This window comes from Microbacterium sp. (genome assembly GCF_035277845.1).
In the GTDB taxonomy this organism is placed as follows: domain Bacteria; phylum Actinomycetota; class Actinomycetes; order Actinomycetales; family Microbacteriaceae; genus Microbacterium.
This window is the reverse complement of the sequence record NZ_DATEJS010000313.1, coordinates 1-13,809: the sequence shown is the minus strand read 5'-3', so window position 1 is coordinate 13,809 and position 13,809 is coordinate 1. Positions and strand designations below refer to the sequence as shown.

At 71.2% G+C, this 13,809-nt stretch carries 11 protein-coding genes; 6 read left to right on the top strand and 5 right to left on the bottom strand.

The window, feature by feature from the left end:
* The 3 genes from VJR25_RS13880 to VJR25_RS13870 form a co-directional block, all read right to left on the bottom strand.
* Window positions 1–228 (bottom strand): hypothetical protein (locus tag VJR25_RS13880; RefSeq protein ID WP_414683790.1); only part of this gene is annotated, 228 nt, incomplete at its 3' end.
* 311 nt (window positions 229–539) lie between these two features.
* Window positions 540–926, bottom strand: coding sequence for a PIN domain-containing protein (locus VJR25_RS13875; protein WP_324116008.1), 387 nt, complete (start codon window positions 924–926; stop codon window positions 540–542).
* Entirely contained in the window at window positions 923–1,192 is a 270-nt protein-coding gene (locus VJR25_RS13870) for a hypothetical protein (protein ID WP_324116006.1), read from the bottom strand. The genes VJR25_RS13875 and VJR25_RS13870 overlap by 4 nt, the downstream gene beginning before the upstream one ends.
* 33 nt (window positions 1,193–1,225) lie before the next feature.
* On the opposite strand from VJR25_RS13870, the gene VJR25_RS13865 reads away from it, so the two are divergent.
* The 5 genes from VJR25_RS13865 to VJR25_RS13845 all read left to right on the top strand — a co-directional run bounded on the left by VJR25_RS13865 (window position 1,226) and on the right by VJR25_RS13845 (window position 9,467).
* Complete coding sequence (locus tag VJR25_RS13865) at window positions 1,226–3,289, top strand: NAD(+) synthase (RefSeq protein ID WP_324116005.1); 2,064 nt, start codon at window positions 1,226–1,228, stop codon at window positions 3,287–3,289.
* Window positions 3,286–4,737, top strand: a complete 1,452-nt coding sequence (locus tag VJR25_RS13860) for an NAD(P)/FAD-dependent oxidoreductase (protein ID WP_324116003.1) — start codon at window positions 3,286–3,288, stop codon at window positions 4,735–4,737. Before VJR25_RS13865 ends, VJR25_RS13860 begins: the two co-directional genes overlap by 4 nt.
* Complete coding sequence (locus VJR25_RS13855; protein WP_324116001.1) at window positions 4,697–6,208, top strand: lipase maturation factor family protein; 1,512 nt, start codon at window positions 4,697–4,699, stop codon at window positions 6,206–6,208. Before VJR25_RS13860 ends, VJR25_RS13855 begins: the two co-directional genes overlap by 41 nt.
* A gap of 173 nt (window positions 6,209–6,381) precedes the next feature.
* Window positions 6,382–7,830 carry a cytosine permease gene (locus tag VJR25_RS13850; protein WP_324115998.1) on the top strand — a complete coding sequence of 483 codons (1,449 nt, stop codon included), beginning with the start codon at window positions 6,382–6,384 and terminating at the stop codon, window positions 7,828–7,830.
* Complete coding sequence (locus VJR25_RS13845; protein ID WP_324115996.1) at window positions 7,830–9,467, top strand: amidohydrolase; 1,638 nt, start codon at window positions 7,830–7,832, stop codon at window positions 9,465–9,467. Before VJR25_RS13850 ends, VJR25_RS13845 begins: the two co-directional genes overlap by 1 nt.
* Before the next feature lie 5 nt (window positions 9,468–9,472).
* Here the strand turns inward: VJR25_RS13845 and VJR25_RS13840 are convergent, their stop codons facing one another.
* The gene (locus tag VJR25_RS13840; protein WP_324116010.1) at window positions 9,473–10,990 is read right to left on the bottom strand and encodes an amino acid permease; all 1,518 of its coding nucleotides are present in this window, start codon (window positions 10,988–10,990) and stop codon (window positions 9,473–9,475) included.
* Between the two features lie 260 nt (window positions 10,991–11,250).
* Between VJR25_RS13840 and VJR25_RS13835 the strand changes: the two genes are divergently transcribed.
* Window positions 11,251–12,099, top strand: coding sequence for a hypothetical protein (locus VJR25_RS13835; protein ID WP_324115994.1), 849 nt, complete (start codon window positions 11,251–11,253; stop codon window positions 12,097–12,099).
* Between the two features lie 9 nt (window positions 12,100–12,108).
* Here the strand turns inward: VJR25_RS13835 and VJR25_RS13830 are convergent.
* The coding region (locus tag VJR25_RS13830) for an SMC family ATPase (RefSeq protein WP_324115992.1) at window positions 12,109–13,809 on the bottom strand (1,701 nt) is incomplete at its 5' end.

The window sequence follows — 13,809 nt, the reverse complement described above, 5'->3', positions numbered from 1 at the left end:
TCGATGCACATCCAGGCAAGCGGATAGTTCGACATCACCCCACGCGGGGTCGCCACCCGCGACCGGCCGAAGAAGCGTGACGACAGAGTCGCCCGACAAAGTCAGTTGCTTTGAAGCCATCGCTGAGAACTCCTTGCGCTGATGGTCCAGAGCATCCGCCAGCAACCATCGGTAGGCGCCCTCGAGCGTCTTCGGGTCGTCGAGCTGCACCTTGTTCAGCGCATCCACATACCCCCGGTACGTCGCCTCCGCGGCCCTGTACGCGGCATCCGCACTCGCGAACGGCGGGGTGGGCGTGGGGCTCGGTTTCGGCGCCGCGCCGGAGCATCCTGCCAGTCCGACCGCCACCACGACGGCGACCACTCCAGCAGCAACGCGGGACCTCATCCCGCCACCGTAGCCAATTCCGTGCCACCGCCCCGAAAGTTATCCACAGGCATCCGATTCAGCAAGATCGCGCCGCGTCAGCACCGATCCCGCCGGATCCTGCTGAATCCGCGACATCGTGCTGAACCTGCACACGCCCAGGCACCGGCGCCTCAGAACAGGTGCGTCGGAACCCCGCGGGCGGCAGCGGCCTGCGCCAGGCGCCGGTCCGCCGTGGCGAGCCGCGCCCCGTACCGCTGCGCCGCGTAGATGTCGAGCGCGTCGACCAGTGGCAGCCGCACCGCGGCGCGCAACTCCGCGATCCCGAGCGCATCGGCCCCGGTCACCGGCATGATCGTCAGCTCCAGCCGGTCGAATGCGGCGGCGACCGTCGCGCCGACGCCGGCGAGCACCGGATGCACGAGCACCGACGTCGCCGTCACCGCCGTGATCGCGAAGGCGTCGTCGCGCTCCCGCTCGATGAACGGCGAGACGACGTCGTGCAGCGGATGCGTGCGCTCCAGGTGCGCGATGAGCACCCGCCCGTCGAGCACGATCATCGCGACCATTCCTCGGCCGGCGCCCCCGCGCCCGACCGCGGATACACGCCCCGCACGATCCCCGCGGTCTCGCGCACCGCGGCCTCGCGGACGGCACGCCGGTCGACGGTGAGCTCCGTCGCGCGAGCGGATCCGAGCTCGACGAGGCGGCGCAGCAGCACCGATCGGTTCGCGGCATCCTGCGGCCAGACGACCGCCGCGACGTCCAGTGCGCGGGCGATCTCGTCGGTCTCCGTGACACTGAATCGGCGTCTCGACGTCGGCATGCCGACAGCGTAATGGGCTGGCAGACTTGACCCATGGCACTCCCCTTCGAAAGCGCCTACCGGCACGGATTCGCGCGCGTCGCCGCGTGCACGATCCCGATCGCGGTCGCCGACCCGGCCGCGAACGCGCAGTCCGTGCTGCGGGCCGCCGCGGAGTGCGATGCGGATGGCACGGCCGTCGCGGTCTTCCCGGAGCTGTGCCTGACCGGTTACGCGATCGACGACCTCGTGCTGCAGGACGTGGTGCTGGATGCCGCCGTCGCCGCGATCGACCAGATCGTCGCCGCATCCGTCGACCTGCTGCCCGTGCTCGTCGTCGGCGCCCCGCTGCGCCACGGGAACCGCCTTTACAACTGCGCCGTGGTGATCCACCGCGGCACGGTGCTCGGCGTCGTGCCGAAGTCCGCCCTGCCCACCTACCGCGAGTTCTACGAGCGCCGCTGGTACGCCCCCGGCGACGACCAGCGCGGCGGCACCATCTCCCTCGGCGCGCACGACGTGCCGTTCGGCGTCGACCTGCTGTTCGCGGCCGGCGACGTGCCGGGGCTCGTGATCGCCGCGGAGATCTGCGAGGACATGTGGGTGCCCGTGCCGCCGTCGTCCCGCGCGGCGCTGGCCGGGGCATCCGTCATCGCGAACCTCAGCGGCAGCCCCATCACCATCGCACGGGCCGACGACCGCGCGCTGCTGTGCCGGGCGCAGTCGCTGCGCAGCCAGTGCGCCTACGTGTATGCGGCGGCGGGCGGCGGCGAGTCCACGAACGACGTGTCGTGGGACGGTCAGACCATGATCCACGAGCTCGGCACGCTGCTGGCCGAGACCGAGCGCTTCCCAGACGGACCGCGCCGCGCGGTCGCGGACGTCGACCTCGACCGCATCCGGCAGGATCGCCTCCGTCAGGGCACCTTCGACGACAACCGCCGCACCCAGGCCGACCGGGCCGACGACCCGTTCCGCACCGTCGTGTTCACCCTCGACCCGCCGGCGACCGACATCGGCCTGCATCGCACCCTCGACCGCTACCCGTTCGTGCCCGACGACCCGTCGCGGCTCGCACAGGACTGCTACGAGGCGTTCAACATCCAGGTGTCCGCGCTCGCGCAGCGCATGCGGGCCATCGGCGGTCCGAAGGCCGTCATCGGCGTCTCCGGCGGGCTCGATTCGACGCACGCGCTGCTCGTCGTCGCCCGCGCGATGGACCGGATGGGCCGGCCGCGCAGCGACATCCTCGCCTACACCCTCCCGGGCTACGCCACGAGCGACCACACCCGGTCGAACGCGGTGCGGCTCGCCGAGGCGATCGGCGCCACCATCGAGACCGTCCCGATCGAGCCGGTGACGAAGGCCCTGCTCGAAGGCATCCGGCATCCGTTCGCGGCCGGCGAGCCCGTGCACGACGTGACGTTCGAGAACGTGCAGGCCGGCGCTCGCACCGATCTGCTCTTCCGGCTCGCGAACCGGCACGGCGGCATCGTGATCGGCACGTCCGACATGTCCGAACTGGCCCTCGGCTGGGCGACGTACGGCGTGGGCGACCACATGAGCCACTACGGCGTGAACGTGGGGGTGCCGAAGACCCTCATGCAGCATCTCATCCGCTGGGTGATCTCGGCCGGAGAGGTGGATGCCGCCACGGCGGACGTGCTCCAGTCGGTGCTCGACACCGAGATCAGCCCCGAGCTCGTCCCGCCGGGCGCGGACGGCAAGGTGCAGTCCACCGAAGATCTCATCGGCCCGTACGCGCTGCACGACTTCACCCTCTTCCACGTGCTGCGATACGGCATGCGACCGTCCAAGATCGCGTTCCTCGCGCAGCACGCGTGGGCGGATCCGGATGCCGGCGCGTGGCCGCCGGGGTTCCCCGACGACGAGCGGTTCGGATTCGGGCTGCCCGAGATCGTGCACTGGCTGCGGGTGTTCCTGCGACGCTACTTCGGCTTCGCGCAGTTCAAGCGCACCGCCATCCCGAACGGCCCCAAGGTGCTCGCCGCCGGCTCGCTGTCGCCGCGCGGCGACTGGCGCGCGCCCGCCGACGGCGACGCGTGCGCGTGGCTGGCCGAACTGGATGCCGCGCTCCCGACGATCAGAGAGGCATGACCCGAACCGCGACTGTCATCGGCAGCGGACCGAACGGGCTCGCCGCCGCGGTGAGCCTCGCCCGGGCGGGGTACGCGGTGCGCGTCATCGAGGCGGCGAGCGCGCCCGGCGGCGGCGTGCGCACGGCCGCACTGACGCTCTCCGGCTACCGCCACGACGTCTGCTCCGCGGTGCATCCCGCCGCGCTCAGCTCCCCTTTCTTCCGCGCGTTCGGGCTCGACCGCATCGATTGGATCATTCCGGACATCTCGTTCGCGCAGCCCCTCGACGGTGGGCGCGCGGCGATCGCCTGGCGCGACCTCGACCGCACAGCCGAAGCGCTGGGCGCGGATGCCGACCGCTGGCGCGCCGTCGTCCGTCCGCTGAACCGGGCGCTCGACGCGGTCGCGGACTTCACCGGCAACCAGCTGATCCGGATGCCGCAGGACCCGATCACCGCGCTGCGGTACGGCGTGCGCGCCCTGGAGCTCGGCACCCGGCTGGGGTACCGCACCTTCCGCACCCCGGAGGCGAACGCGCTGTACGCGGGGGTCGTCGCGCATTCGAACACCGCCCAGCCGACCGTCGCGGCCGCGGCATCCGCGCTGTTCCTGCTCGCCCATGCGCACTCCACCGGGTGGGCGTATCCGCGCGGCGGAGCCGGGGCGATCGCGCAGGCGCTCATCTCGGACCTCGTCGCGCACGGCGGCACGATCGAAGCGGGCCGGCGCATCACCGACCTGTCGGCGCTGGACTGGGGCGATCCGGATGCCGGCGACCTGCTGCTGCTGGATGCCTCCCCGCGCCTCGCCCTCACACTGCCGTCCGTGCCCGGGGTGTGGGCCGACGCGGTGCGCGGCTACCGCTACGGCCCCGCCGCCGCCAAGGTGGACTTCGCCCTCGACGGCCCGATCCCGTGGACGGATCCGGATGTCGCCGCCGCCCCCACCGTGCACCTGGGCGGCACCCGCGCCGAGGTCGAGGCCAGTGAGAACGCGGTGGCGCACGGCACCGTCAGCGAACGGCCCTACGTGCTGGCGGTCCAGCCGTCCGTCGGAGATCCCACCCGCGCCCCCGCCGGGCACGCGGTGCTGTGGGCGTACATCCATGTGCCCGCCGGGTCGATGCTCGACCCGACCGAGCTCGTCATCCGCCAGGTGGAGCGGTTCGCCCCCGGATTCCGCGAGCGCATCCTCGCCTCCCATGCGGTGTCGGCTCAGCAGCGGGCGCACGAGAACCCGGCGGCGATCGGCGGGGACATCCTGGGCGGCGCCTTCACGTTCGCGCAGGCGTTCCGCCGCCCTGTGGTGTCCCGCACCCCGTGGCGCACCCCGATGAAGGGCGTGTATCTCGCGTCGGCGGCGACACCGCCCGGACCCGGCGTGCACGGCATGCCCGGCTGGCTCGCGGCGCGTCAGGCGCTGCGGGATGCCGGCGAACCCGCCCGGCTCGGAGACCTGTTCGGGTGATGCCGTGGAGGGGTTCGCCGCCGTCGACTTCTGGCTCGCCCGCGAGGTGCTCCAGCGGGGCATCGGCGCCCTGTTCGCGGTCGCGTTCCTGTCGTCTCTGAACCAGTTCCCGGCCCTGCTCGGCGAACACGGTCTGCTTCCCGCCCCGCACCTGCTCGCCTGGGTGCGGGCGGAGCCGCGCCGGAGGAAGCTGCTGCGCCCGACGCTGTTCCGATTCATCCGGTACACCGACACGCGGCTGCGGATCCTCTGCATCGCCGGCATCGTCGTCGCCGTGCTGCTCGTGGCGGGCGTCCCCCAGCTCGGCCCGCCGTGGGTGCCGATGCTGTGCTTCCTCGCGCTGTGGCTCGGCTACATGTCGATCGTCTCGATCGGGCAGACGTTCTACGGGTTCGGCTGGGAGATGCTGCTGCTCGAGGCCGGGTTCCTGGCCGCCTTCCTCGGCTCGCGCGACCAGCCGCCCGCGACGGTGGTGATCGTGCTGTTCTGGTGGCTGGTGTTCCGGCTGGAGTTCGGCGCCGGGATGATCAAGATCCGCGGCGGGAGCGAATGGCGCAACCTCACCGCGCTGATGTTCCACCACGAGACGCAGCCGATGCCGGGGCCGTTCAGCCGGCAGGCGCACCTGCTGCCGGCGTGGTTCCACCGCGGCGAGGTGCTCGGCAACCATTTCGCGCAGCTCGTCGTGCCGTGGTTCCTGTTCGCGCCGATCCTGGGGCTCTGGGTGCCGGGGCCGGTGCCCGCGATCGTCGGCACGGTCGCCGCCGGCATCGTCGTCGCGACCCAGCTGTGGCTCGTGCTCACCGGCAATTTCGCGTGGCTGAACTGGGCGACCGTCGTGCTCGCGTTCTCCGCCGTCTCGGTGCCGGCGGCCTCGCACGCGTCGCTGCCGCTGCCGTGGCTGGTCGCGACCTGCGCCGTCGGAGCGCTCTACCTGGTGCTCAGCTGGTGGCCGGCGCAGAATCTCGCCGCGCGGCGTCAGCTGATGAACGCGAGCTTCAACCGCTGGCAGCTGGCCAACGCGTACGGGGCGTTCGGCACGGTGACGAAGGTGCGCATCGAGTACGTCATCGAGGGCACGCTCGACAGGGATCCGGATGCCGCGTCCTGGCGCGAGTACGGCTTCAAGGGCAAGCCGGGAGACGTGAACCGGATACCCCGGCAGTTCGCGCCCTACCACCTGCGCCTGGACTGGCTGATGTGGTTCCTGCCGCTCGGGCGGTCGCTGGACGACTGGTTCGCGACCCTGCTGGTGCGGCTGCTGGAAGCGGATGCCCCGACCCTGCGGCTCCTCGCCGCCGATCCCTTCGACGGTGCGGCACCCCGCTGGGTGCGGGTCATCTCGTACCGCTACGAGTTCACCACCCGCCCGGACCATCGCGAGACCGGTGCGCGCTGGATGCGCGATCAGCGACGGGTGCTGGTGCGGCCGGTGTCGCTGTCCTCCCTCGGCGGTTCGGCGACGCGTTAGCCGCCTGCGCGGGCGCGGCATCCGTTCTCGCGAAGTCCCGCATCTGGGATGCGAATGGCGGATTCCTTGAGGGCCGCGGCCGCCCCTCCTAACCTGGCCTGCGGACCGGCGCTCCCCCGCCGCCGGCACGGAACGGTCGGCCCCGGATGCGCGACCGCAGGCAAGGAGGCCGCATGCAGCCGACAGATCCGTCGACGATGACGAGGAACCACAAGCTGTTCGAGATCGAGCAGGAGACCGTCGGGCAGATCCCGGAGGATCAGCGCCACGGCACGAGCGGCAGCCTGGTGTCGATCTGGGCGGGCATGAACATGACCCCCCTCACCGTGGTGACCGGCGCCACTGCGACCACCGCCCTCGGCCTTCCCATCGGCTGGGCGATCGTCGCGATCCTCCTCGGCCACGTGCTCGGCGGCATCGGCATGGCGCTGCACGCGGCTCAGGGGCCTCGGCTCGGCGTGCCGCAGATGCTGCAGGCACGCGGCCAGTTCGGCTCGTACGGCTCGGTCATCATCGTGCTCGTCGCGGCCATCATGTTCGTCGGGTACTTCGCCTCGAACCTCGTCGTCGCCGCGCAGTCGGTCAACGCGATCTTCCCCACGTTCGACGAGAACACCGCCATCGTGGTGGGCATCGTGGTCAGCTTCGCGATCGCGTTCTTCGGCTATCAGATGGTGCGCGTCACCACGGCGATCGGAGCGTACGTCGTCGGCGCGCTCGTGGTGCTCTCGTTCATCGCGATCGGGGTCTCCGGCGGCTTCGCGAAGGTGCTCGGCCACGGCCACTTCACCCTGGTCGGGTTCAGCGCCATGGTCGCGATCGGCGTCGTGTGGCAGCTCACCTACGCCCCGTACGTCTCGGACTACTCGCGCTACATGCCCAAGCACAGCGGCACGCGCGGTGCCTTCTGGGGCACGTACGTCGGCTGCGTCGCCAGCAGCATCGTGCTGATGATCCTCGGCGCCGTCGTCGGCATCGCCGCGAGCACCGCGAACACCATGGGCGGCCTCGATTCGCTCGTGGGACCCGTGCTCGGCTTCCTGGTGCTGCTCGGATTCGCCCTGGTCGCCTGGACGGGCAACGCGGTGAACGTCTACTGCAGCACGCTGTGCGCCATCACGCTGGTCGAGACCTTCGTGCGCGACTGGCGGCCGAAGTTCAAGGCGCGCCTCTGGGCGACGATCGTGCTGCACGTCGTCGGCGGTGTCATCGCGGCGCTCATGCTCGCGAACTTCGCGAACGCGTTCACCGACTTCCTCAGCATCCTGCTGTACGTGCTGATCCCGTGGTCGGCCGTGAACCTCGTCGACTACTACGTCATCCGCGACGGCGACTACGCGGTGTCGGAGTTCTACCGCAAGGACGGCGGACGCTACGGCCGCTGGAACATCGCCGCCAACATCGTGTTCGCGGTGGGGGTGCTCGCGCAGCTGCCGTTCCTGGTGACGAGCTTCTACACGGGCCCCATCGCCCAGGTGCTCGGCGGCGTCGACGTCGCCTGGCTCGTCGGCTTCGTGGTCTCCGGCGTCGCGTACCTGCTGTTCGCCCGGTTCGCCCCGCGCCTGGCCCGCCTCGACCGCGACGACCTCGCGCACGCCCCGCTCGAGGAGGTCGCGCACTGATGACGGCCGACACGATCTTCGAGAACGGCGTCGTCCGCACGATGACGCGGGTCGGCACGACGGATGCGATCGCCGTGCGCGACGGCCGCATCGTGGCCGTCGGCTCCGGCGAGGTGGCCGCACACCGCGGACGCCGCACGGTGTCCGTCGACCTCGCCGGCCGGGTGCTGCTGCCGGGGTTCCAGGACGCCCACATCCATCCCACCGGCGGCGGTCTCGGGCGCATGCAGTGCGACCTCAACGAGGTGCACGGGATCGGAGCCTACCGCGAGACCATCGCGGAGTACTGCCGTACGCATCCGGATGCCGAGTGGATCCGCGGCGCCGGCTGGTACGGCGACGTGTTCCCGGGCGGATTCCCGGATGCCGCGTTCCTCGACGCGATCGAACCGCACCGGCCCGTGGTGCTCGACAGCCACGACGGGCACGGATCGTGGGTGAACTCGGCGGCGCTCCGCCGGGCCGGCATCACGCGCGAGACCCCGGATCCGGCCGGCGGCCGCATCCAGCGGGATGCCGACGGCGAACCGACCGGCATGCTCATGGAGAGCGCCGCGGACCTCGTCACCGACCTGCTGCCGACGGTGACCCAGGACGACATCGACGCGGCGCTGCTGGCCGCGCAGGGCTACCTGCATTCGCTCGGCATCACGTCCTGGCAGGACGCCGCCGTCGGCGACGCCATCGGCATCCCCGATGCGTTCGACGCGTACCGGCGTCTGGATGACTCGGGCCGCCTCACCGCGAAGGTCACCGGGGCGCTCTGGTGGGACCGGGACGCCGACGTCGACGGGCAGGTGCGCTTCTTCGAAGAGCGTCGTCTCGCGGCCTCCACCGGGCGTCGGTTCCAGGCGACCGCCGTCAAGATCATGCAGGACGGCGTCTGCGAGAACCACACCGGTTCGATGCTCTCCCCCTACCGCGGTCGCGGCGACGACCGGGGGATGTCGTTCATCGAACCCGAGGCGCTCGCCGACATCGCACGCCGGCTGGCCGTGAAGCGGTTCGACCTGCACGTGCACGCCGTCGGCGACCGTGCGGTGCGCGAGGCGCTGGATGCCATCGCGACGGATGCCGGCGGGTGGGACAGCCGGCACCAGGTCACCCACATCGACATCATCGACCGGCACGACGTCGCCCGCCTCGGCCGGCTGGGGGTCATCGCGAACCTGCAGCCGCTCTGGGCGCGCAAGGACTCCGTGCTCGTCGAGACGAAGCTGCCGTACCTCACCGACGACCAGCAGGAGCGCCACTTCGCGTTCCGCGCACTGCGGGACGCGGGTGCGGCGATCGCCCTGTCGAGCGACTGGCCGGTGTCGAGCCCCGACCCCCTGTGGGGCATCCACGTGGCCGTGAACCGCACCGCGCCGGCATCCGACCCGCACGCGCAGGATGCCACGGCGCAGTGCGACCCGCTGCTGCCGGAGCAGTCCCTGACCGTCGACGACGCGGTGCGCGGCTACACGGTGGGCGCCGCCCGCGCGAACCGGCTGGACCGCACGGGCACGCTCGCGGTCGGTCAGGCCGCCGATCTCGTGGTGCTCGACGCCGACCCGTACGAGGTCGCACCGCGCGACCTCGGGTCGATCAGGGCCGTGCTCACGGTCGCCGACGGCACCGCGGTCTTCGAGCGCTGAGCGGGCTACTTCTTGTCGTCGTCGCGCTTGCGGAAGATCGCGGGCGGGTTGTCGACGGCCGGGCGCTCGGCGACGATCGGGTGGATCCCGGTGTAGCCCTCCCGGGCGGCCGCCGCCGCCTGGATGCGCTGGCGGAAGACGAACCAGCCGATGATCAGCAGCGGGATGATGATCACGAGGGATGCCAGAACCCACCGGCCGGTGTCGGAGAACGCCATCGAGATGAGCACGAACGCCAGGAACGCGAGGGTGAGCCACGCGGTGAAGGGGGCGCCGAACAGCCGGAAGGAGGGTCGCTCGATGCGGCCTGCCTTCGCCCACCGGTGCAGCTGCATCTGGCAGAGCGTGATGGTCGACCAGCCGCCGATGATGCCGAGAGCCGACACGTTCAGCACGATCTCGAAGGCCTGCTGCGGAACGACGGCGTTGAGGCCCACGCCGAGCAGCGTGATGCAGGACGTCAGCAGGATGCCGCCGTACGGCACGCCGTTCTTGCTCATGCGCATCGTGAACAGCGGCGCCGAGCCGTTGACCGCCATCGAGCGCAGGATGCGGCCGGTCGAGTACAGGCCCGCGTTGAGGCTCGACATCGCCGCGGTCAGCACGACGAAGTTCATGATCGAACCGGACACCTCGCCGGCCTGCGCCGACCCGATGTGCGAGAAGAACGTCACGAACGGCGACTCGTCGGCGGAGTACGTCTTGTACGGCAGCAGCAGCGACAGCAGCAGCACCGATCCGACGTAGAAGACGGCGATGCGGAACACGACCGTGTTGACGGCCTTCGGCATGATCTTCTTCGGCTCGGCCGTCTCGCCGGCCGCGGTGCCGACGAGCTCGATGGCCGCGTACGCGAAGACCACGCCGCTGATGGCGAGGAGCGGTGCGACCGCGCCGAGCGGGAAGATGCCGCCGTTCGCGCCGATGACGCTGAAGCCCGTCGGGCCGACGTCGGTGTGCCGCACGAACAGCAGGAAGATCACGCCGATGATGAGGAACGCCACCAGCGCGGTCACCTTGATGAGTGCGAACCAGAACTCCATCTCACCGAAGACCCGCACCGAGACGAGGTTCAGGCCGAGCACCACGATGAGGGCGATCAGGGCGATCAGCCACTGCGGCACCGACTGCAGGAACGGCACGTACGGCGCCCAGAACTTCACGTAGAGGGCGACCGCGGTGACATCCACGATCGACGTGAACGCCCAGTTCAGGAAGTACAGCCAGCCGGCGGTGTACGCCATCTTCTCGCCGTAGAACTCCCGCGCGTACGAGACGAAGGAGCCGGACGACGGGCGGTGCAGCACGAGCTCGCCGAGCGCGCGCAGGATGAGGAACGCGAAGAACCCGCAGACCGCGTAGACGAGGATGAGCGACGGGCCGGAGCTCGCGAGCCGTCCGCCGGCGCCGAGGAACAGGCCGGTGCCGATCGCACCGCCGATCGCGATCATCTGGATCTGCCGGGGGCGCAGGGTCTTGTGGTAGCCCTCCTCCTCGTTGGAGAAGTCCTGCGCGGCGAGCATGACGTCGCCGACGAGCTCCCTCGAATTCTCGAGCGCCTGCTCCGGGTCGTGATGCGGATCGATGGTGGACATGTGCTCGACCTTCCGTCCTGCGGGGTGACGGCGCGGCCGCCGACCGTCCCCATCATGCCGTGCGACCGCCGCCCGCCACCACCCACACGTCGGCCTGTCGCCGAGGAGGGGCGACGGTTCGCGGCGATGCGGATCTGAGCGCCGCTCGAGAGTTCGCCGTGGACTTCCGATGCGCGCCGTTACGATGGATGTCCGATCATCTGCAGGAGGATGCCTTGTCCGACGACCGCGCCGCGGGACAGCCCGAACAGCCGACGAACCCCGTTCCGCCGGCCCCGCCGGTACCGCCGAGCGGGCACGAGGTCTGGCCGCCCGCCGAGGTCGAGCCGGAGTGGCACGCCTCGCAGTTCGCCACCGGCGGTGTGGAGACTGCGCCGTCGCGCAGGGGAATGGCGGTCACCGCGCTGATCCTCGGCATCGCCGCGGTCGTCTTCGCACTGCTCGGATTCATCCCGATCGTCGGCTTCGCCTTCCTCGGGCTCGGGGGCCTGCTCGGCGTCGTCGCGCTGGTGCTCGGGATCGTCGCGGTCGCCGGCAAGAACCGGCAGGGCCGCGGCCAGGGTCTCACCGGCCTGATCCTCGGCGCGCTCGGCGTGCTGCTGTCGATCGCCGCGATCGTCTTCCAGCTGACGTTCCTCTGGGCGGTCGGAACGTCCGTCAGCCGGAGTGCCGCGTCGACCTCCGCGCCGTCCGCTCAGCCGCAGGCCGGCGACGTCGCCACGCCGCGCAGCACCGACGCCCCGAAGGGCGACTACGACGAGAAGGCGTACCTCGCCGAGGTGAAGCCGGAGCTGCTCGCCCTCCAGAAGAGCATCAATCCGGCGGCGACGACGCTGCCCTGGACCGACGACTACCTCGTCTCGATGGGGCAGGGCGTCGAGTCGCTGGGCGATGACAAGGCCTCCCGGGACGCGGCGCGCGACGCCGTCGTCAAGATGGTGACCGAGGCGTCGAAGGGCACCGTGAGCGCGGCCAAGGCGACCGAACTGTTCGACATCGTCGCGCACGCGGCCGACGCGCACCTCCGCCAGCCGTAGGCCGCGGACTCACACGACGCCGAGCGGCGCCTGCTGCTCGATGCGACTCGGCCCGTGGGCACCCGCGGTGACCCGCAGCTGGGTCGGGAGCTGCTCACGCATCGCCTCGACGTGGCTGATGACCCCCACCGTGCGGCCCCCGTGCCGGAGCGATTCGAGAGTGTCCATCGCGACGTCGAGGGTCTCGGAATCGAGAGAGCCGAAGCCCTCGTCGACGAAGAGCGTGTCGAGGCGGATGCCGCCCGCGCGCGCGGTCACGACGTCGGCGAGCCCGAGAGCCAGGGCGAGGGACGCCAGGAACGTCTCGCCGCCCGACAGGGAGGTCGCCGGCCGCGCGACCCCGGTGAAGGCGTCCATCACCTCGATGCCGAGACCGGATGCCGCGTTGCGTGCGGCACGCGCGTCGGTGTGCTGCAGCCGGTAGCGCCCGGACGACATCTCGTCGAGTCGGACGTTCGCCTGGGCCACGATCTCCTCGAGTTCCGCGGCGAGCACGAACGCCTCGAGAGTCATCCGGTGCGTGTTCGCTCCCCGGCCGCTGACGGCATCGGCGAGGGTGGCGATCTGCTCGGCCTGGCTCACGAGCGGTCCGACGGCGTCGTACTGCGCGCGCACCTTCGCCAGCACTTCCGCGAGCGTCCGTGCGGTGCCCTCCGCCCGCGACCGGCGGTCGACGGCGTCTTGATAGTCGAGATCGGCGTCGGTGTGGCGTCGCTGCAGGAAGGCGAGGTCCACCGGCTCATCGGGGAGCATCTGCAGTTCGAGGTCGAACAGGCGTGCCCGGCTCGTGCTGACCTTCTGGCCGTACTCGGCGACCTTCAGCGTCATGTGCTCGCGCGATTCGTCGTCGCGCAGCGCCGCGCTCGCGGCCTCGGGATCCGCGAAGGGGGACTGCGCGATGCGCGCGTCCAGATCGGTGCGCGCGTCCGCGGCGGCCGCCTGCGTGACGGTGAGTGTGCGCAGCGCGGCGACGAGCGCGGCAGCGGCTGTGCGCAGGGTGCGGGTCTCGGCGATACGAGCCTGGACGCTCGACGTGTCGCCGCGGGCGTCGTCGATCCGCTTCTGCGCCGATCGCAGGTCATGGTCGGCGGTCGCGATCTCGGCCGTGAGCTGCATGACCTGAGCGTTCAGCAGGTCGACGCGAGCGGCGGCCGCCTTCGCCTGCTCGTCGATCTGCGCGCGTTCGCGGGTGAGCGCCTCGCCGCGCTCGCGCGCTTCCGCGGCGACCGCGGCCTGCGCCCGGAGTTCTTCCAATCGCGCCTCCACCTGCGCGACGGTCGCGCCCCCGGAACGCTCTGCCAGCTCGTTGCGTCGCTGCTGGGCGTCGCGAGCGTTCTGGGCCGCATCCGCCTCGAGGAGCCGGAGTGAGTCGCGCTCGGCGACCGCCCGATCGATCGTCTCGTCGGTGATGGCCTCGGCCCCGGACACGGCCGGTTCCGGGTGGTCGTGCGAACCGCACACCATGCACGGCTCGCCGGGCCGGAGCTCGGCCGCCAGCTCGCCCGCATGGTTGTCGAGGCGCTGCTGAAGGAGGCGGACGACGGCGTTGCCGGCTTCCTGCGCACGCGCCGAGGCGGCGAGCTCCCCAGCCGCGGCTTCGGTGAGACGCTGCTCGGCCGTGACCAGTTCCCGCGCGGCGGCGAGGCGGGCGGCGTCGGCGTCGATGTCCTTGCGGATACCCGTCTCGGCGCCGGCTGCGGTGGCGGCCTC